The organism is Mycobacterium sp. E1386 (genome assembly GCF_001672745.1).
GTDB lineage: Bacteria > Actinomycetota > Actinomycetes > Mycobacteriales > Mycobacteriaceae > Mycobacterium.
In genome coordinates, this window is record NZ_LZKH01000031.1 from 19064 (window position 1) to 38048 (window position 18985).

General features: G+C 63.9%; 19 protein-coding genes. 9 read left to right on the top strand and 10 right to left on the bottom strand.

All coding sequences use genetic code 11. The features are described 5' to 3' along the window. Nucleotides 1–132: 132 nt before the first annotated feature. Together A5709_RS03640 and A5709_RS03645 are read left to right on the top strand one after the other, a co-directional pair. On the top strand, nucleotides 133–846 hold the full coding sequence (locus tag A5709_RS03640; RefSeq protein ID WP_068118058.1) for a hypothetical protein: 714 nt from the start codon (nucleotides 133–135) through the stop codon (nucleotides 844–846). A 209-nt stretch (nucleotides 847–1055) separates the two neighbouring features. Continuing rightward, nucleotides 1056–1517, top strand: a complete 462-nt coding sequence (locus A5709_RS03645) for a hypothetical protein (RefSeq protein ID WP_068118061.1) — start codon at nucleotides 1056–1058, stop codon at nucleotides 1515–1517. A 169-nt stretch (nucleotides 1518–1686) separates the two neighbouring features. On the opposite strand, the gene A5709_RS03650 is transcribed toward A5709_RS03645, so the two are convergent. Next, entirely contained in the window at nucleotides 1687–2352 is a 666-nt protein-coding gene (locus tag A5709_RS03650; protein ID WP_068118063.1) for a TetR/AcrR family transcriptional regulator, read from the bottom strand. Between the two features lie 178 nt (nucleotides 2353–2530). On the opposite strand from A5709_RS03650, the gene A5709_RS03655 reads away from it, so the two are divergent. Further along, nucleotides 2531–3751, top strand: coding sequence for a cytochrome P450 (locus A5709_RS03655; RefSeq protein ID WP_068012555.1), 1221 nt, complete (start codon nucleotides 2531–2533; stop codon nucleotides 3749–3751). Continuing rightward, entirely contained in the window at nucleotides 3748–3960 is a 213-nt protein-coding gene (locus tag A5709_RS03660; RefSeq protein ID WP_231972183.1) for a ferredoxin, read from the top strand. Before A5709_RS03655 ends, A5709_RS03660 begins: the two co-directional genes overlap by 4 nt. On the opposite strand, the gene A5709_RS03665 is transcribed toward A5709_RS03660, so the two are convergent. The 5 genes from A5709_RS03665 to A5709_RS03685 form a co-directional block, all read right to left on the bottom strand. Continuing rightward, nucleotides 3946–4428 (bottom strand): MaoC family dehydratase N-terminal domain-containing protein, encoded by a 483-nt coding sequence (locus A5709_RS03665; RefSeq protein ID WP_068012522.1) that lies wholly within the window; start codon nucleotides 4426–4428, stop codon nucleotides 3946–3948. The genes A5709_RS03660 and A5709_RS03665 overlap by 15 nt on opposite strands. A gap of 40 nt (nucleotides 4429–4468) precedes the next feature. Beyond that, on the bottom strand, nucleotides 4469–5620 hold the full coding sequence (locus tag A5709_RS03670) for an acyl-CoA dehydrogenase family protein (RefSeq protein WP_068118065.1): 1152 nt from the start codon (nucleotides 5618–5620) through the stop codon (nucleotides 4469–4471). A gap of 48 nt (nucleotides 5621–5668) precedes the next feature. Beyond that, a complete protein-coding gene (locus A5709_RS03675; protein ID WP_156673448.1) occupies nucleotides 5669–7819 on the bottom strand; it encodes an acyl-CoA dehydrogenase in 2151 nt (716 codons plus the stop codon). A 104-nt stretch (nucleotides 7820–7923) separates the two neighbouring features. After that, nucleotides 7924–8187 carry a hypothetical protein gene (locus A5709_RS03680; RefSeq protein WP_068012526.1) on the bottom strand — a complete coding sequence of 88 codons (264 nt, stop codon included), beginning with the start codon at nucleotides 8185–8187 and terminating at the stop codon, nucleotides 7924–7926. Continuing rightward, the gene (locus A5709_RS03685) at nucleotides 8184–9335 is read right to left on the bottom strand and encodes an amidohydrolase family protein (RefSeq protein WP_156673449.1); all 1152 of its coding nucleotides are present in this window, start codon (nucleotides 9333–9335) and stop codon (nucleotides 8184–8186) included. The genes A5709_RS03680 and A5709_RS03685 overlap by 4 nt, the downstream gene beginning before the upstream one ends. Nucleotides 9336–9552: 217 nt before the next feature. Between A5709_RS03685 and A5709_RS03690 the strand changes: the two genes are divergently transcribed. Both A5709_RS03690 and A5709_RS03695 read left to right on the top strand, forming a co-directional pair. Continuing rightward, nucleotides 9553–10362 (top strand): SDR family NAD(P)-dependent oxidoreductase, encoded by an 810-nt coding sequence (locus A5709_RS03690; protein WP_068012530.1) that lies wholly within the window; start codon nucleotides 9553–9555, stop codon nucleotides 10360–10362. Nucleotides 10363–10439: 77 nt separating this feature from the next. Continuing rightward, on the top strand, nucleotides 10440–11279 hold the full coding sequence (locus tag A5709_RS03695; RefSeq protein ID WP_231972184.1) for a TIGR03619 family F420-dependent LLM class oxidoreductase: 840 nt from the start codon (nucleotides 10440–10442) through the stop codon (nucleotides 11277–11279). A gap of 18 nt (nucleotides 11280–11297) precedes the next feature. Here the strand turns inward: A5709_RS03695 and A5709_RS03700 are convergent, their stop codons facing one another. Genes A5709_RS03700 through A5709_RS03710 form a run of 3 tightly spaced genes read right to left on the bottom strand, consistent with a single transcriptional unit; the run spans nucleotide 11298 to nucleotide 15131 of the window. Further along, nucleotides 11298–12434 (bottom strand): acyl-CoA dehydrogenase family protein, encoded by a 1137-nt coding sequence (locus tag A5709_RS03700; RefSeq protein ID WP_068118070.1) that lies wholly within the window; start codon nucleotides 12432–12434, stop codon nucleotides 11298–11300. Continuing rightward, nucleotides 12431–13924: a class I adenylate-forming enzyme family protein gene (locus A5709_RS03705; protein ID WP_068012534.1), complete on the bottom strand. Its 1494-nt coding sequence runs from the start codon at nucleotides 13922–13924 to the stop codon at nucleotides 12431–12433. Before A5709_RS03705 ends, A5709_RS03700 begins: the two co-directional genes overlap by 4 nt. 52 nt (nucleotides 13925–13976) lie before the next feature. Beyond that, a complete protein-coding gene (locus tag A5709_RS03710) occupies nucleotides 13977–15131 on the bottom strand; it encodes a thiolase family protein (protein WP_068118073.1) in 1155 nt (384 codons plus the stop codon). Nucleotides 15132–15238: 107 nt separating this feature from the next. On the opposite strand from A5709_RS03710, the gene A5709_RS03715 reads away from it, so the two are divergent. Together A5709_RS03715 and A5709_RS03720 are read left to right on the top strand one after the other, a co-directional pair. Then, nucleotides 15239–16714 carry a class I adenylate-forming enzyme family protein gene (locus A5709_RS03715; RefSeq protein ID WP_068118085.1) on the top strand — a complete coding sequence of 492 codons (1476 nt, stop codon included), beginning with the start codon at nucleotides 15239–15241 and terminating at the stop codon, nucleotides 16712–16714. Between the two features lie 27 nt (nucleotides 16715–16741). Further along, a complete protein-coding gene (locus A5709_RS03720) occupies nucleotides 16742–17044 on the top strand; it encodes a hypothetical protein (protein WP_068118075.1) in 303 nt (100 codons plus the stop codon). Between the two features lie 132 nt (nucleotides 17045–17176). On the opposite strand, the gene A5709_RS03725 is transcribed toward A5709_RS03720, so the two are convergent. Then, a complete protein-coding gene (locus tag A5709_RS03725; protein WP_068012540.1) occupies nucleotides 17177–18412 on the bottom strand; it encodes an amidohydrolase family protein in 1236 nt (411 codons plus the stop codon). A 145-nt stretch (nucleotides 18413–18557) separates the two neighbouring features. Here A5709_RS03725 and A5709_RS03730 point away from each other — a divergent pair. Then, nucleotides 18558–18985, top strand: a 428-nt coding sequence (locus A5709_RS03730; RefSeq protein ID WP_068012541.1) for a TetR/AcrR family transcriptional regulator, incomplete at its 3' end; no start/stop codon positions are given.

Consider the following 18985-nt stretch of genomic DNA (forward strand, 5'->3'; position numbering starts at 1 on the left):
GATCCCGGATATCGGAGCATCCGAGACCTGAACCAAAATCGACAAACATTTAGTTATTTCTAGTAGTGTAGCCACCGGCGCGTTGCTTGGGCAAGGCGATTGCGCAGCGATCCGAGAAGACAGGCGGAGGAGATGGACCTTAAACTGCAACGGGCGGCGGTGTGGTGCGGAGTCGTGGCACTGGCATCCTTCGGATTGTTCTTCTGTTTGATCGCAGGTTTGATTCCACCGTTGTCACCGACATCGAGTGCTGAACACATCGCGTCGACACTGGTCGCGAACAAGCTGCGCATCCGCATCGGGCTTGCATTCTGTATGTACTTCGTCGCGTGGTTCATGCCATTCCTTGCCGCGATCTGCCTGCGGCTGCGGCAGATAGAGGGCAAGTGGGGTGTGCTGTCCATCACGCAGATTTTCTCCGGCGTCGTCGTCGTGCCGGGTTTCATCTTCCCGATGATGATTCTCGCGACGGCGACGTTCCGTCCCGGACAACGGCCGGTCGAGATCACCCAGACCCTCGATGACGTCTTCTGGTTGATGTTCGTGGGCATCGTTGGAACATTGGTCGTGCAGGCGGCGGTGTTGGCAATCGCAGCGTTTATCGACCAGCAGAACCCGCCCGTGTTTCCGCGCTGGTTCGGATACCTCAACATCTGGTATCTGGTTCTGGCGACTCCCGGGGGCGCGGTCATGCTCTTCAATGACGGACCGCTTGCTTGGAACGGGGTATTCGCGTTCTGGATTCCGTTAGTCGCGTTCAGCGTGTGGATTGTCGCCCTGGTTGTCGTTATGTTGCGATCGATCTCAGCGCAGCAGACCGCAGAGCGCGAGGTCATCGCTGCGTGAGATCCGGTTGGGTAGAAACCGGCTAAGAAGAATGAGAATCTGCGTTGGCGAGATTCATGACCACCCGACTGAGCGGCCTGTCCATCGAGCCCGCCGCAGGAATGTCCAGCGACTCCACGGCCGTCACAGCAGCGACGTTGTCGCGCAGCAGTTCTGGCGTCAGCGATGACCAGCGAACAGGTTAGTGACGCCGGCGGGGAAGAGATGCCATGGATGAGTTTTCGCAAGCGCGACTGACCGGAGACGCATTCGCACGACTGCTGGAAGCCCAGACCGAGTGTGTCGTCAGCTGGATTGACGGCAAGGGCCGACCGGTTTCCGCGGTGCAGACATACCTGTGGAGACAGGATGCGCTTTGGGTGACCTCGTATCGCGACCGGCCTCGGGTAAAGGCGCTGAAAGTTAACCCGCACAGCGCAGTCTGCCTGTCGAGTGCGGGTACTGAATTGCCTCTCCAGCAGATGGCCAGCGCCCGCACGCTGGCCGTCGTACATACCGACGACAGCACCGGGAGCTGGTTTTACCCGGCGTTTTGTGAACGCGCTTTCCCTGAGATGCCCGAGGAAATGGCAATCCTGCTTGCCAAGCAGGATCGGGCAATCATCGAATTACGGCCGCAGGCCTGGAATACCTTTGACGGCAGCAGATTACGTGCCAGCCTGCGCCGGTAGACCGTCCCGGGACGTAGGGGGAGTGGTCGTGGTGATCATCACTGACGTGAGCATAGGCCAATTGGTCGAAGCCGCCGACTGGGCGCAGCAACTGTTCGCCGGCCTTACCGACCGCTCGCAACGGTTCACTGATGCCGAACGGCACATCCTCTCTAGAACCCGCGACTGGTTAGCGCGATCGGCGAGTGTGATTGGGGCGAGGCTGTGGTGCGATCGCGCCTGGGAGGAACGCACGCAGTAGGCCCTCATCACCGCCGACCTCGTCACCACCCGGATCCTCGATGAGACTGAACGCGATCCGAACTATCCAGTGAGCCATGTGATACGGCGAGATGTCGGTGCGCACCTCACCGGGCACCGCGCTGGCGAATCGAGCAGCCAACCCTTCGACGATTCCCGTGCGCCATGCCTCGGACCTTTCCGCCGCGCGATGTGTTCGGGCCAAGTCGTGGGGTGCTGTCATCGACAGCATGGTCGGGTTGCTCCGCGCTGCGCGAAGCCCGGCCATCACTGCGTTGATCAATCGGTCGATGAAGGGACCATCCTCGCCGAAATAGGGATCAGCGGCCTCGACGACGAGATTGGTCGCCTTGACGAAGCACGCCGCGAGGATGGCGTCCATGTTGGGGAAATACGAATAGACGGTCGTGCGGTGGACGCCCGCCTTCGCCGCCACGTGTGTCACCTTGGTTCGGCTCGGTCCGCGCTCAGCGAAACAGGCTTCGGCCGCTCGGATGAGCCGTTCTCGCGCTTCGTCTTCCGTGAGGGGGAGGTCCGCGCCCCATGCCGGGGCGCGGTGCCTGTCCGTCCCCGCTGCCGAGTCGAGCGTGTTCATCGCCCTCCAAGCTTTCACCCTTAGGTTGACCGTAGGCTACATCACTCGCTAGTGTGCTGAGTGAACTACAGAGTATTCAAAAGTGTAGTCGCAGTCGGTATCGCACCGGCTTTCCGCCAGCCCGCGCGAATCGCCGCGGAGACCGGCAGGACTCATCGAGGAGGACGCACTCGTGTCGATGCCAACAACGACTTCGGTTGCCGAGAATTTCGACCACCACTCGCCGGAATTCCGGGAATCGGCGCACGAAACGCTGGCCGCAATGCGATCGCGTTGCCCGGTGGCACATTCCGAGCAACATGGCGGGTTCTGGACGTTGCTCGACTACGAGTCGGTGTTCGAGGCCGCGCGCGACGATGATCTGTTCAACTCGTATCCCTCGGTGGGAGTGCCCGCGAGCGGTGCGCCGTTCCCCATCCTTCCGATCGAATCGGATCCGCCACTGACGCAAAAGCTCCGTCAGGTTACGGTCAAGGCATTCTCGCCGGGACAGGCCGAGGCGCTGCGGTCGCGCGCTCGCCGGATGGCCAGAGAGATGGTCAACGGATTCATCGAGCGCGGACACTGCGATATCGTCGGCGAACTGACGACGCCTATGCCGGCCAAGCTGATTCTGCTCATGCTCGGTTTCGACGAATCAAAGTATTTGCAATGGGTGCACTGGGTGCATTCGATGGTGCACGACCGCACGCACGACGAGGAGAAGGCCGGTGCTGCGGTTATGGAGATGTTCGGTGAGATCTACAAGAACATGACCGAGCGTCGGGAGAGCGGTGACATTGGCGACGACGTCTTTGGCCGCATTCTGGGCGGGCAGATCGATGGAGTCCCCATGGACGACACCCAGATCCTCATGTACACGGTGCTGATGATGCTGGGCGGCATGGACACCACCAGCGGGCTCACCGGCAACGTGCTGTTCGAACTGAGCCAGCGCCCGGAGCTGAGACAGCAGTTGATCGACGACCCGGGCCGGATCACGACGGCGACGGATGAGTTTCTGCGGCACTGCACACCAACTTTGGGGTTGGCACGCACCGTGTCACGTGACGCGGAGTTCCACGGCAGCCAACTGGAAGCGGGGGACCGGGCAATCCTGATGTGGGCGGCCGCCAACCGTGACCCGGCCGTCTTCGAAGACCCCCATACGATCCGCCTGGACCGCGCGAACAGCCAGAAACACATGGCTTTCGGTGTCGGAATACACCGTTGCCTCGGATCTCACCTGGCTCGCGTGATGTTCCAGGAGATGCTCAGCGAAGTCCTCGAGAGACTGCCGGATTACCGCCTCGACGGCACACCCAAGCGTTTCGAAGACGCCGGTGAGGTCTGGGCCATGCGTGAACTGCCCATCGCCTTCACTCCGGGGCCACAGATTGACACCGGAGGAGAGCAGTGACCATTCGCATCGAATTCGATGCCGCACATTGCGTCGGTCACGCGCTGTGCGCGGCCGCTGGACCAGACGTCTACCACCTCGACGACACCGGCTACTGCATCCCGCCCGAAGGGGAGGTCGCTGCCGCGTTCATCGACCAGGCCCACCGAGGGGCCGACGCCTGCCCCGAGCGAGCCATCACCGTCATCGAGCGTTCAACCCCGGACTAACCGTGTGGGGGTGTACTCGAGCACTTCCTCGCCGTGTTGGTTGCGGACGCTGACGGTGCTTGCCACCATGCCGCGGTCGGGCTTTTTCGTCGCACGGGATTCGGTGATGGTGACCACAGCGTGCAACGTGTCGCCGACGTACACGGGCCGCCGCGCCGTCAAAGTCATCCCCAGGAAAGCGATCCCGGTTCCGGCGAATGCCAGGGTCTGTATCAACAATCCCTCCGCGACGCTATAGGTCAGGGCAGCCGGTACTAGTCGACGGCCGTTGCTCTCGAGGACATCTGACGCGTCCATGAAGAGTGGTTCGGTGAACCCGGCCCAGGTGACGAACTGGACGAAATCGGCTTCGGTCACCGTGCGGCTGCCGGTGCGGAAGGACAAGCCCACTGGAAGCTCATCCCAGGTCCGGCCACGGTGCAGGTGAGTCGCCTGCTCGGCCGTCGATGCGGGAACGGGATCGCTCATTGGGTTCTCCTTCGCTCATATGGCCGCACGACGGACGGTCCTAGCCGCCCGCGGCCGCGCTCAGCTGACGGCTGATCACCAAACGCTGAATTTGGTTGGTGCCCTCGAAGATCTGCGTGATCTTCGCTTCGCGCATGTACCGCTCGACTCGGTAATCACGCGTATAGCCATAGCCGCCGAGCACCTGAACGGCATCGGTGGTCACCTTCATCGCGGCGTCCGTGGCCACCAGCTTGGCGACCGATGCACTACGCGAATACGGCATGCCGGCGTCGCGTCGCCGCGCGGCGTCGAGGTAGGCCGCGCGCGCCGAGTCAACGGCGGCGGCCATGTCCGCCAGGACGAATCCGAGACCCTGGTGGTCGATGATGCGTCGGCCGAACGCGGTTCGCTGCCGCGCATAGGACACGGCCTCGTCCAACGCCGCTTGGGCGATGCCGACGGCGACCGCCGCGATGCCGAGCCGTCCACTGTCGAGCGCGCTGAATGCGATGGAGAGGCCTTGGCCTTCCTCGCCGATTCGCCGCTCCACGGCCAGTTCGACTGCGTCGTAGAAGGCCGACGTGGTGGGCACTCCGTTGAGCCCCATCTTGTCTTCGGGCGGACCGAATGTGAGCCCCGCCGCGTCACCCGGTACGAGGAAACAACTGATGCCGCGCGACCCTTCAGCGGTGCGCGCAAACAGCGTATAGAAGTTGGCCACACCGCCATGTGTGATCCACGCTTTGGTGCCGGTGATCTGGTATCCGTCGACCGTTCGCACCGCTTGGCACCGGAGGGCGGCGGCGTCGGATCCCGCGTCGGGTTCGGACAGGCTGTAGGCGCCGATCGTGGCGCCACCGAGCATGTCCGGGAGCCACCGCCGCCGCTGGTCTTCGGAACCGAATGCCAGCAACGGATGGCATGCGAGGCTGTGCACGCTGACCGCCACCGCCACCGCCGCCCAGCGTGCCGCCAACTCTTCCAACACCTGGAGGTACACCTCAAACGGTTGGCCGCCGCCGCCCCAATCGTCGGGTTGCGACAGGCTCAGCAGCCCCGCGTCGCCCAGTGTCTTGAAAACCCCTTCGGGATAGGTGTGTTCACGTTCATGGTGATCGACGATGGGATCAAGAGCTTTGTCGGCCACCTGCCGCACCAGGTCGATGAGGTCGCGCGCTTCCGGTGTCGGCAGTAGTCGCTCGACGGTCACGGTCTTCTCAAGCCTCCTCGCGGACTGTGTCAATCACGGCCGTTCGCTCTACCTTGTTGATGGCTCACGTGGCAGTCCCAGAAGACGCTCGGCAACAAGGTTTCTGATGATCTCCGATGTCCCACCGGCGATAGTCAAGCACCGGCTGAACAGGTAATCATGCGTGACCTCGGGTGCGCCGCCGATGAGCAGAGCGGTCCTGGCGATGCTCAGCGCTAGCTCGGCCACGCGCTGAGCATGTTCGGCGCCAACGATTTTGACGATGTTGCCTTCAACGCCCGGGCCCGATTCGAACACGGCGCGGGCGGCTTGGCGCATGTTGAGCGCAGCGATGCCATAGGCCTCAACGAGCAGGGCCCCGACCTCACGCGCAAGTCCGCGATCATTTCCGCCATGACGTCTCATCAGATCGAGTAAGGATTCGGCCTCCATCGTGACCGAACCGCCTCCGATCGAAACCCGCTCGTTGCCCAGCGTCGCCATGGCGACCGCCCAGCCTGCGTTGACGGCTCCGACGACATCGCGGTCGGTGACAAGAACATCGTCGAAGAACACTTCATTGAACAGTGTCTCGCCGGTGATCTCGGTGAGCGGGCGAATGGTCACCCCGGGGGCGGCAAGATCGATGATCATCGCCGTGATGCCTTTGTGTTTGGCCGCGTCGGGGTCAGTCCGGACGGTGGCCAGGCCGCGCTGACAGTTCATTGCGTCGCTGGTCCACACCTTCTGCCCGGTGACCAGCCAGCCGCCGTCAATCCGCTTGGCGCGGGTAGAGACCGCCGCAGCGTCAGATCCTGCACCGGGCTCACTGAACAGCTGGCACCATCGCACCTCGCCTTCAAGGCTCGGCCACATCAACCGCTCGATCTGTTCGGGGGTGCCGTGTTGCAGCAGGGTCGGGACCACCCATTCGCCCAGGCCGAGGCTCGGCTTGTCCAGCCCGGCGAGCACCTCCTCGATCACCAGCTGTTCGGCGGAGTCGGCGGCGCGACCGTAAGGCTTCGGCCAGTGCGGCTGCAGATAGCCGCTTCGCGCCCAGAGTTTCTGGCGGTCTTGATCTTTCGTCGTGGCGAGGTCGGCGCGAAACTGCTCCGCTGACTGCCGGTATTGCGCGGCCTCGGGCGGCAGGTCGACGGAATTGTGCCGGCGCAACCCGTCGCGTTGCATGTCGTACACCGCGTCACGAAGCACTGATTGATCGCCGAAGAATGCATGCAACACCGTCGCGCGCCGGACGTACAGGTGGGCATCGTGCTCCCAGGTGTAGCCGATGCCGCCGAGTATCTGAATGGTCTTCAATGACACTCGTTGGTACGCCGGCAGCGCATGGCCCGCGGCCATTGCGGCCGCCAAATCAGCCTCACTGCCGTTGGCGCGTGCCGCATCCCAGACCACACCCGTTGCCAGTTCGGTGTCAAAGAGCATGTTGGCGCAGTGGTGCTTTACGGCTTGAAATGACCCGATCGGCCTGCCGAACTGCTCGCGGGTGGCCGCGTAGGCCGTGGCCATTTCGGTGCACGCGGCAAGACCACCGGCGGCCTCGGCGGCCGCGAATAGACGCAAGATCTTCATAGCCGGCAACGCCGCTCCGACGAGCGTATCGGCTATCGGCGCCGACGACATCGCAACAGCTGCAATGGGTCTCATCAGCCGATCGATGCTGTCGGTGCGTCGAGCCTCGACAGCGTCGCCCGCGGGAACGATCAGCACGTCTTGTCCGGCCCACACCAGATACAGGTCGGCTCCGGGCTCGGAGAGCGCAGGGACGGCGTCAACCGACATGCGCGACCCGGTCGCGATTGCATCGCCGGCGAAGGTTATGCCGGCAATGACATCGCCGGACACCAACCCCGGTAACCAACGCTCGCACTGTTCATCGGTGCCGAACTGGGCAATCACCGATGACGCCGCGGCCGTCGGCAGGAAGGGGCCGCCGAGCGCGGCACGGCCGAGCTGTTCGAGCACGATGGCCAGCTCGGGCAGGCCATAGCCCTGGCCACCGTACTTCTCGTCGACGTGCATTCCGAGCCACCCGGTCGACACGATCTCCTTCCAGAGGGGATCGGTCGACCACCAACGGTCGGGGACATCCGGGTCGAGCAGGATCCGGCGTGCGGAGGCGATACCTCCGCGCCCGGACACCATGGCACTCGCCACCTCGGCAAGGTCGCGATGGTCTTCTGTAATCGCCAGCGGCACAGGCAACGCTCCATTCTCGGTTGTGACGTCAACGGCTCGTCGCTGGACGACGACGTGCTGGTGAAACAGCTATTGATCGCAATTCGGTTATGGCTGAATGGAGTTCACGCCGGGTGGCCAGGTCGCTGCTGGTCGAGGTGAGTGCTGTATTCATCCCTGATGGATTCCATTGCGTTGAGGCGGCGTGTCAACAGCGCGATCTCGGCCTCGTCATCGGAGTCGGCGGCGTCGAGCTGGCTCAGCCGCACCTGCGTGCGGCCGATCTCCTCGACGAGACGTTCTCGTGCCTCGTCCTTGGTCAGCAGGTCCTGGTCGGTCCAGTCGGATAGCGGCAGCTGTTCGACCGGCTCGACGCCGTCGGCGGTCATGCAGATCGTGGAAAGTTGTACAGCTTGCGCGTGTTGAGCTCCACCATCTGGTGCACCTCGTCGTCGGGAACATCCTTGAACGCCTGGGCTGCGCGCTCCCGGCTCTGCGGCCAGAACGAGTCCGAATGCGGGTAGTCGCACTCCCAGGTGATGTTGTCCATTCCGATCTTGTGCCGCGACTCCACGCCGAAGTCATCTTCGATGAAGCAGCCGTGGAAGTGGCGCCGGAACAAATCGCTGGGCAGCACCTCTTGGTTGATGTTCTGGTAGTGGCGGTGTTTGCGCCACACGCTGTCGCAGCGTTCAAGGATATAGGGGATCCAGCCGATGCCGCCCTCGGATAGCCCGACCTTGAGCTTCGGATGCTTGTGCAGCGCATGGGAGAACAGCCAGTCCGTCAACGCGCCCATGCTGATGGTCCCCATCAGCACGATGAAGACCGCAAACGGCGCGTCCGAAGCGATCGGCGGGGGGAAGCCGCCGGAACCGAAGTGCTGCGCCAGCACTAAGTCGGTCTCCTCGAACGCCGACCACAGTGGGTCCCAGTGATCGCTGTGCAGCGACGGCAGCCCGAGCCGATCCGGCAGGTCGGGGAAACTGACGCACTTGGCGCCCTTGGCGGCCATCCGGTGGAGTTCCTTGATGCTCGCGTCGAGGTCCCAGAACGGCAGGATCGCGACGGGCACGAACCGGTCCGGCGCGGTCGCCGCCCACTCGTCGATGTGAAAGTCGTTCCAGGCCTGGGAGCACAGCAGCGCGAGATCTTTGTCCTCACCCTCTGCGAAGACCGCGCCCGCGAACCGCGGGAAGGACGGAAAACAGGTCATCGCCTGCACGCCATCGATGTCCATGTCAGCCACCCGCGCCTTGGGGTCGTAGCAGCCCGGAATCATGTCGTCGTAGCGGACCGGTTCGATGCCGTATTCCTCCGGCTTTTTGCCCGCCACAGCGTTGAGTCCGATGTAGGGGTAGATGCGACCTTCGTACTCCCACACCTGACACATCTGGCCGGTGTCGGGCCGCTCCCACTCGATGATCTTGGGTCCCGCTCCCAGGTATTTCTGGGGCAGGCGGTCGCTCCAGACCTTGGGATGCTCGATCAAGTGGTCGTCTACGGAGATCAGCTGCATCCAGGGCTGCAGGGGCATCGGTGCTTCCTTGTGGTTCGAGGGACGTGCAAAACAGAAAAACATTTAGTTATTTCTGAGGTAGTGTAGTAGCTCGCCGGACGATGCGGCAAGCGGGTCTGGCCAGCATGTTCCCTTTGTGTGCCCGGGTCGACCCGCTGACGTCGTTGGGTGCGCTGAGTCGGCAGTGGAGTCGGCCGTGGCACCGCTGCCACAGGACTGTAATCGGAGGTTAGTCGTGAACTTCGACCTCGAGGGCAAACGGGCCCTCGTCACTGGCAGCAGTTCGGGAATCGGCGCGGGCATCGCTACGGCGCTCGCCGCCGAGGGGGTATCCGTGGTCATCCATGGCCGCAACGCAGATCGAGTAAACCTGGTTGCCAACGAAATTCGACAAAGTGGCGCGCGAGTCGCCGCCGCGGTAGGCGACTTGGCTAGCGAGGATGGCGCCGCGGACGTTGCGAGAATGGCAGTCGCTGCCTTCGGCGGGATAGACATCCTCGTCAACAACGCCGGCGGAGCGTCGGAGACGGGAGTGCAGTCGTGGTTCGATCTGCCCGTGTCGGAGTGGGGGGCCACCTATCGGCGCAACGTGCTTTCGGCGGGCTATCTGGTTCACGCGCTGGCGCCGGCGATGAAGGAGAAGGGCTGGGGCAGGATCATCCAGATCGCCTCCGCTGCGGGAATCATCCCGACGTCGGGCCAGCCGGATTATGGACCGTCCAAGGCGGCGATGATCAACATGTCCATGGGCCTATCAAAGGCGTTGGCCGGCAGCGGTGTAACGGTCAACACGGTGATGCCGGGCATGATCATGACCAGCGGGCTCCGTGACTTTTTACGCATCTTCGCCGAGCGCCGCGGCTGGGGTGACGATCTGGACCGCGCCGCGGAATATGTGCTGAAAGGTACTGGGCAGACCGTCCATCGAATCGGCCAAGTCAGTGACGTCGCCTATGCCGTCACGATGCTCGCCAGCCCGAAAGCCGAGTTCTTCAACGGGATGAACCTTCACATCGACGGCGGAGCGACGGGATCGATCTATTGACTCTCAAATTCACCCTCGAATATCCGAGTGACGTTCCGACTGCAGGCCCCGAGTTCCGTGACCCGACGGTCATGCGCGTGATCGCCAGTCAGGCCGAAGCGCTCGGCTTCGATGCGATAGCGCTGGCCGACCATCCGGCACCGTCGGCGAAGTGGCGACGGGCCGGCGGCCATAACACCTTCGAGCCCGCCGTCGCTTTGGCCTTTTTCGCGGCAGCCACCACCACGATCCGGTTGATGACGCACCTGTATGTGTTGCCATTTCGGAATCCGTACCTGGTCGCGAAAACTCTTACGTCGTTGGACATCGTGTCCGGTGGGCGGTTGATCGCCGGCGTGGGAGCCGGTTATCTCCGTTCCGAGTTCGCTGCTCTGGGAGTCGACTTCGACGCCCGAGTCGGGCTCTTCGACGAATCGCTGACTGCGCTGCGACGAATCTGGACCCACCCCGAAGAGCCGGTCTCCGGATCGAATTTTGCCGCCACCGGGGAAATGAACCTCGACGTGCCGATCCAAAAGCCCCATCCACCGCTGTGGATCGGCGGCAACAGCGTCGCGACCCTGCGACGCGTCGTTGAGCACGGCAGCGGCTGGAGTGCGGTGGTCGCCCCGGCATCCATGGCGTCGTCGGTCCGGACCACCGCTATCGTCGGGGCGGAGGACTTTTCACGAGCGGTCGACAGACTGCGAGAGATGCTCGCGGCATCCGGCCGCGACCTGAACAGCGTTCAAATCCAGGTCGCCGCTCCCTCGGTCGATTTCGACGATGCCGCTGCGGTATCCGGACTCGACGAATACGTTTCCGCCATGACCCGCGCAGGGGCGACGCACATCCTCGCCCACGCCGACGCCTCCTCGGCAACGGTGGCCGAAACCTACCTCACCCGCTTCGCTGAGCATTTCGGCATGGCTGCGTAGGCGGGCGCGCTCCGGCCGTCACAGAATCTTTGCTTCGACGGCCAGTCGGTCCCAGTGGTCGTCGGGCCGGCCGAACAGCACCTCATCGGTGCAGGCCCGGCGGACAAACAGGTGTGCGGAGTCCTCCCATGTGAAGCCGATGCCGCCGTGGATCTGCACGTTGGCGTTCGCCATTCTGCGCAGGGCTTCCGAACACACCGCTTTTGCCATGCTCGCACGCCAGCCCAGCTCGCCCGGCATGTCGCCGTCCGCGGCCTGCAACGCCGCCTGAGAAGCCGAGCGCGCCCACTCGAGGTCGATGAGCATGTCCGCGCACTTGTGTTTGATTGCCTGGAAGCTGCCGATCGGCCGATTGAATTGCACACGTGTGCGGGCGTATTCGGTCGAGATCTCGAGCACGCGCTCGCAGGCACCGACCTGCTCGGCGCTCAGCACCGCCATGGCGAGGTCGACCGCGCGCCCTACGACATCATCGACGGGATCGCTGCAGGACAGTCGCACCGCCGGTGAGCCGGTGAAGGCTAGCGTCGCCATCGGACGGGTGCCGTCGAGCACGCGCTCGCGCTCGGCGCTGACGCCGCAGGCGGTGGCGTCGACGACGAACAACGCAGGTTGCCCGTCGGCGATCGCGGCGACCACCAAATCATCTGCGGCATGGCCGTTCAGCACGTGCCGCGCCACCCCGGTGACGCTCCAGCCGTTGGCGGTGGGCTCGGCGTTGAGAGTGACGGCGCCACGCCGCCACAGCCCGCCGTCGCCGGTGAGCACCGCTGCAGCGGTGCGGTTACCCTCAACCAGCTCCGCCAGTCGATCTTCTGAGTTCGGATCTTGTGCTCGCAGTTCAATCAACAGTCCGGTGGCGAGTACCGCCGACGCGAGGAACGGCACGGGCGCCAGCGCCCGGCCCAACTCGTGGGCGACCACTCCCAAAGCCTTCGCGCCGAAGCCGGCACCGCCGAGGTGATCCGGCAGCGCGATCGCGGTCACGCCCACCTGATTGCAGAGCACCTTCCACAATTCGGTGTCGATGCCGCGCTCGTTGGTTTCACCGTCGTATGCCACCGCGCGTACTCGGTCTTCGGGTGCCAGTCGCTCACAGGCGGAGCGAACGGAATACGCGAGCTGTTGACGTTCGTCGACGTCCAACTCCGTCATCGACTTCCTCCTGCGATCTGTTGGGCTAGCTCGGATTTCGCGATCTTGCCCAGTCCTGTGAGCGGAAACTCGTCGACGATGACCAGGCGCTCGGGCCACTTCTGTTTCATCAGGCCGCGTTGGTCCAGAAAGGCGCACAGCTGGTCGAGGGTGAGGTCGGGTTGGCCGGGCGAGCGTCGGACGACCGCGCAGACCGCTTCCCCGCGCAGTTCATCGGGCTGGCCCACCACCGCGACCGCGTCGATGAGCGGGTGCGCAAGCAGTTCGTTTTCAATCTCGTCGGGGGAGATGTTCTCACCCTTACGGATAATCAGGTCTTTGATTCGGCCGGTGATCACGACACGTCCGTCGGGGCGCAGGTGGCCCCGGTCGCCGGTGCGGAACCAGCCGTCCGGTGTCACCGCACGTGACCACTGCTCGGCATCGATATAGCCCGGTGTCACATTGGCGCCGCGCAACTCGATCTCACCGGTCCCGCCGATCCGAATGTCGGCCCCGGGAATCGGCCGACCGGAGGTATTGGACTGCTGCTCCTCGGTATCGGTGGCCTCGCTGACGCAAATCATCGGCGCCTCGGTCATGCCGTAGGCGTGCAGGATCGGTACCCCCATGTGCCGCCGCACCTTTCGGTGCAGCTCGGGCGGGCAGGGCGCGCCGCCGCCGATCAACATCCGCAGCGACGGAATCAGAGGCTCGTCGCTGCCGGATGCGAGCTGCTCCGACAGCAGCATCTGATAGAAGGCGGTGCTGGAACCGGACACCGTGACCCGGTGGGCCGCCAGGATGCCAGGGAGCTGGGCGGCATCGACCTTGGGCAGCATGAGCGCCGAGAACGCCCCGATCAAACCGGCTGCGACATAGAGGATTCCGCCGACATGGGCTATCGGAAACGCGATCGTCCCGATTTCGTTTTCGTGCTCGCCAAGGCCGAGGTGCGCTGCAAAGCCACGTGCCGACGCCAACAGTGTGGTGTCCGTGTGCGTGACGCCCTTGGGGCGGCCGGTCGAGCCGGAGGTGAAGTAGATCCACCTGGCGTCGTCGGCTGAGCGCGTGCCGACGAGCATGGGGTCCAGACCTTCGGGCATGTCGCGCAGCACATTGAGGAAGTCGTCGGGCAACCTGACGACGGGAACGTCGGGCGGGGCGTTGGCTGCGGTCGTTCCGTCGACGACCAAGATGTCGGCATTCGCGACATCGTGGGCGGCGCGTACCTCGCGCTGCCGATACAGGTGGAGGACGGGCGCCTGCGTCACCTGGGTTCGAGCCAGCGCGAGCATCAGGACCGCCGCGTAGGTGTACGACGGTAATTGCCACGCCACCGTCATCTCGGGTCGGACACCCGCCCGTGCGAGCCAGCGGGTGCCCGCCGCGGAGAGCGACGCCACATCCGCGACAGTGAGCGTCGCTCCCGATTCCTCCCGCAGCAACGGCTGGTTTGGTCGGGCACTCGCACATTCGTCGAGCAGCCCCGCGATGGTGTCACCCGTCACTGCCCGGCCTTTTGCCGATTCGCTCCTCGCGCGCGATCGTCCGCAGGTGCGCTCATCTCGACAGGATGGCGACCGCGGCGGTGCCCGGGGATCCGTAGAGCTGAGCCAGCGCGACGCGCGGATCGTTGGGCACCTGGCGCTCGCCGGCGGTTCCTCGCAACTGATGGACCAGTTCGTATACCTGCCGGAGCCCGGAGGCGCCCACCGGTTCTCCGTTGGCCAGCAGACCGCCGTCGGTGTTGATCGGCAAGCGGCCACCGATCTCTGTGGCACCGTCGTACATCAGCGCCTCTTGCTCGCCGTCCTTGCAGAGCCCGGTTTCGGCCATATGAATGATCTCGGAGCCCGAGTCGGTGTCCTGCAGCTGCGCGACGTCGATGTCCTCCGGGCCGATGCCAGCCTGTTCGTAGGCGGCCTTCGCCGCTTCCGCGGTGGTGCCCGGCACGACGGGAAGTTCGATCGAGGTGCGCAGCAGTTCGTAGGCGCCTTCGCGACGACTGCGAAGCGCCGTAGAACGTAGATAAATGGGAGTGTCGGTGTAGCGCTTGGCAACGTCGGCACGGCAAACCACGACGGCCGCTGCGCCCTCGTTGGGATTGCAGTACATGTATTGGCGCAGCGGAGCGTTGACGACCGGCGAGGCCAGTATCGCTTCCAGGCTCATGGCTTTCCGCCGCCACGCATGCGGCGCAATCGCGCCGTTCGCCAAATTCTTGGCAGAGACGCGTGCCAGGGTCTGTTCGCTGATGCCGTGGTCATGCATGTAACGCATGATCTTTGTGCCGAAGTAGTGGGTGGTCAGGAACATGCCTTGGTCGCCGTACCACTGCGGCAGTCCGGCGACGGCGGGATCGGCTCCGAAGGCGCCGCGCGGATGTTTGTCGAGACCGACACCGACGGCGATCTCGGCTTCGCCGAGTTGGACGTCACGCGCGGCCAGGGTGAGCAGCGAGTTGCCCGTGGCACAGCCGCTCAGGGTCGCGCGCGCAGGCAACCCGGTCATTCCGACCAGTCCGGTGACCGCCTCGGGATTGGCGACTTCGAGGCTGCCGGCGTACAGGCTGCCGACATCCGACCACTCCACACCCGCATCACGAAGCGCATGTCCGATCGCGACAGCACCCATCTCCAGCGCGGATCGGTCCTCGTAACGCCCGAATGGATGGAGCCCAACGCCGATGATCGCGATGTCTGGCGTGCTGCTCATGGTGCTCCTTCGGCGGGTGGCTGGTTGGACTCCGGCAGACACTAAGTCTATAACTATATATCGGATTCAAGGAGGGTAGGGTATTGAGCGTTGCACTGCTGCTGGAGATGGCCGTCTCCAGCGATCCCGACCGCCTTGCCGTGGTCGACCGTGGCATACGGCTCACCACGTCGGAGTTGAACCAGCTTGCCAGTGGGGGCGCCGGCGTGATCTGCGCTTCCGGTGTTCAGCACGTGGCCTATGTCGGCACCGGCGGGGTCCTGCTGCCGTTGCTGATCTTCTCGTCCGCGCGGGCCGCAATTCCGTTCACACCATTGAACTACCGTCTGAGTGCGGAGGGTTTGCAACAGTTGATCGAGCGCCTGCCTGCGCCGCTGGTCGTCGCGGACCCCGAGTACGTGGAACTGGTAGCAGGCAAGGGCAAGCGCGTGATGACGTCCGAGGAGTTCACGGAAGCCGCTCGTGCCGACGAACCGGTCGAGGAGTTCGCCGACCCCGATGATGTGGCCATCGTGTTGTTCACGTCAGGGACGACTTCTCTGCCGAAGGCAGTGGAGCTGACGCACAATAATCTGACCGGTTACGTCACGGGGACAGTCGAATTCGGGTCCGCCGACGCCGACGATGCGGCGTTGGTGTGCGTGCCGCCCTACCACGTCGCAGGCGTTGGTGCGGCGCTCTCGAATCTCTATGCAGGCCGACGGATCGTCTACATGTGCAAGTTCGGTCCGCGGGAGTGGGCGCAATTGGTCCGCGACGAGCGCGTGACCACAGCGACGGTGGTGCCCACGATGCTCGACCGCATCATCACCGAGTTGGAGGCCAGCCCCACTGATCTCCCAACGCTGCGCACTCTGGCGTACGGCGGCTCGAAAGTGGCTCTACCCTTGGTCCGCAGGACGATTGAACAGCTGCCTCACGTGGGCCTCGTCAACGCGTACGGGCTCACCGAAACGAGCTCTACCATCGCTGTTCTCACCCCGGAGGACCACCGCACGGCGCACGGCGCAACCGAGGAGTCCGTGGCGCGACGGCTGGGCTCGGTCGGCAGGCCGGTGCCAGGGATTGAGGTCCAGATCCGTGACGAGAACGGCGTGGTGCTCCCGCCCGGGGAGATGGGTGAGCTGTTCGTGCGGGGGCCCCAGGTATCAGGCCGATACACCGGAATCGGTTCGGTGCTCGACGCCGACGGCTGGTTTCCCACCAGGGACACCGCGATGCTCGATGAGGACGGCTACCTGTTCATCGGTGGCCGAGCCGACGACACGATCATTCGCGGTGGCGAGAACATCGCCCCTGCGGAGGTGGAGGACGTGCTTGTCGAGCATCCCGACGTCCACGAGGTGGTCGTGGTCGGTGTCGACGACCCGCAGTGGGGGCAGATCATAGTCGCGATCGTGGTACCCGAGCCGGGCGCCGAGCCGGAGGTCGAAGAACTGCGCGAGTTCGTTCGCAAAACACTTCGGGGCTCACGCACCCCTGACCGCATAGTGTTCCGCGATCACTTGCCGACAACCGTGACGGGCAAGGTGCTCCGCCGCGCAATCGTTGAAACTCTGCAAACTACGGCCGGACTGCATTAGCGAGCAACGAAAGTCAAGGAGTTGAACATGATCAAGAACGGGGCGCGGCTGCAGAGCCAGGTATGTGATACGCAGGTCATCGTCGTGCGGTCCGCCGACAGTTTGGATGACTTGCGGTGCGGGGGAGAGCCGATGGTGCCCCTCGAGGCCGAGAAGTCACCCCACGCCGACCTGGACCCGGCTTTCGCCGGTGGCAGCACGATCGGCAAGCGCTACGTCGACAACGCCGGCGCCGAAGTACTGGTGACCAAGTCTGGACTTGGAGCACTGAGTGTCGGCAACACCCCGCTGGCGCTCAAAGAGGCAAAACCGCTGCCCGCCAGCGACTGATCAATCGCGCCGTGCGGACTAACTCTCCCAGCAAGCAAATTTGGCCGCGCCGAGTGTGAACGTACTGCGAAGACTTGTCCGAATTTCGCAGTAGTTCACACTCGGCGTCAGCGAACGACACTGCCCGATGGGTCAAGCGCTCGCGGTCTCCAACACCGGCGGCTTGACGGCGTCGGGATCGGGATTGGCAATCGGCAGGCCCATGAACCGACGGGCGTTGTCGCCCATGAAGTCGTACGTGCGTCGCCGGTCCATGCCCTCGGCGTACTTGAAGTAGCCGCGCGGCGTCTCCAGGCCCTCGGGGTGTGGCCAGTCCGAGCCGAACAACACCTTGTCCCAACCCACCGTCTGGACCACGTCTGCAACCGAGCCCTCCCAGAACGGGCTGACCCAGATATTGCGGCGGAACACGTCGTGCGGGTGTTCTGGGAAGTTCTGCGGCATCTTGCCATACGTGGACTGCAAATCATCGAAAAGTGGCTTGATCCAAGAACTTCCGTTCTCGACGCTGGCGATGCGCAGCTTCGGGAAGCGGGACAGCGTGCCGTGGCAGATCAAGCTGGTCAGCATGTCGGCGATCTCGCGGTGGCCGAGCGCGGTCCACTTGAACGCCGACATCTCGAAGGCGTTGCTGGTGTCGGCAGGCTCCCACTTCTCGATGTACTCCTGCAAGGGCGGCTGGCTCGCATGCAGAACGATAGGAAGGCCTGCGGACTCGACATCACGCCAGAACGGGTCGAACTCCGGCAGCGCGGGGGAGCGCCAACCCTTGTAACCCTTGACCGGTGCAGGCTTGATCAGAGCGACCTTGGCGCCGTTGTCGAGGATGAACTCGAGTTCGCGGCGCCCTTCGTCGACGAGGCCGAGGTTGATGACCGGCGTGGAGTAGATGCGGTCGGCGTGGGTGAAGCCCCAGTGTTCGAGCATCCACTGGTTCAAGGCGTGGATGATGGCCGCGGTCAACTCGGGATCCTCGGCCGAGGAATGCTCGACCAGGTTGGCCAGCGTGGGGTAATTCAGGCACGCGTCGACGCCTTGGCGGTCGAGTTCTTCGATCCGGTCCTCCGGGTTGCGCGCTGCGGGCGGACAGTCGATGCCTCGCCCCGACATTTCCCGCATTGTCAAGCCCTCTGGGTTCTGGCCGGAGTAGAACTTCTCGTGCGCGCCGGGAGCGGCGACCCGCTCAAACGTGGGGTTGGGCATGTAGTCCGTGATCTTGTTCAGGATCGCAATCCGGGCGTGCTTGCCGATCTGGACGAACTGCACCTTCGACTTGTACTGCTCCGGCAGGTACTTGAGCAGTGCGTCGGGCGTCTCATACATGTGCTGGTCGGCATCGAAGATCGGTGCATCGGTGAACTGCGTCATCGGGCCGCGCCTCCATTCTCGTTGGGCTCGTATCCGAGCTTTCCGCAACTTGACGAAAGTGTCAAGTTTGTACCCAGAACGATGAGTATTGTCTTTTCAAGCGCATTAATTAGTATCCGACGCAACTGTCATGTAGGTTGCGAACATGACCGTCTCCGAAGGTGCCCGCGCCGTGGACCTGCTCGACATGAGTCGTGGCGAACGCACACGCTTGGCGATCCTCGACGCCAGCAGGCGGTTGTTCCTGGAGCGTGGCTTCCGGGGCACGCCGATCAACGCGATCACCGAAGCGTGCGGGATCTCACGCGCGGGTTTCTACACGTACTTCAAGGACAAGCGCGAGATATTCAATGTGCTCGGCAAGACCGCGTATCACGATGTGCTCGCGGTGATCGCCGACTGTGCCGCGGCGATGCAGTCACCGGATCCTGATGCCGTGCGCCGTTGGGTCGGTGAGTATTTCGACTACATGGACCGCCACGGCGCGTTCGTCACTGCCGCGGCACACACGGCTCCCGACGATGAGGAGTTCCGCCGCTCGCGTAACCACATGATGACGCGGGCAGCGTGGAA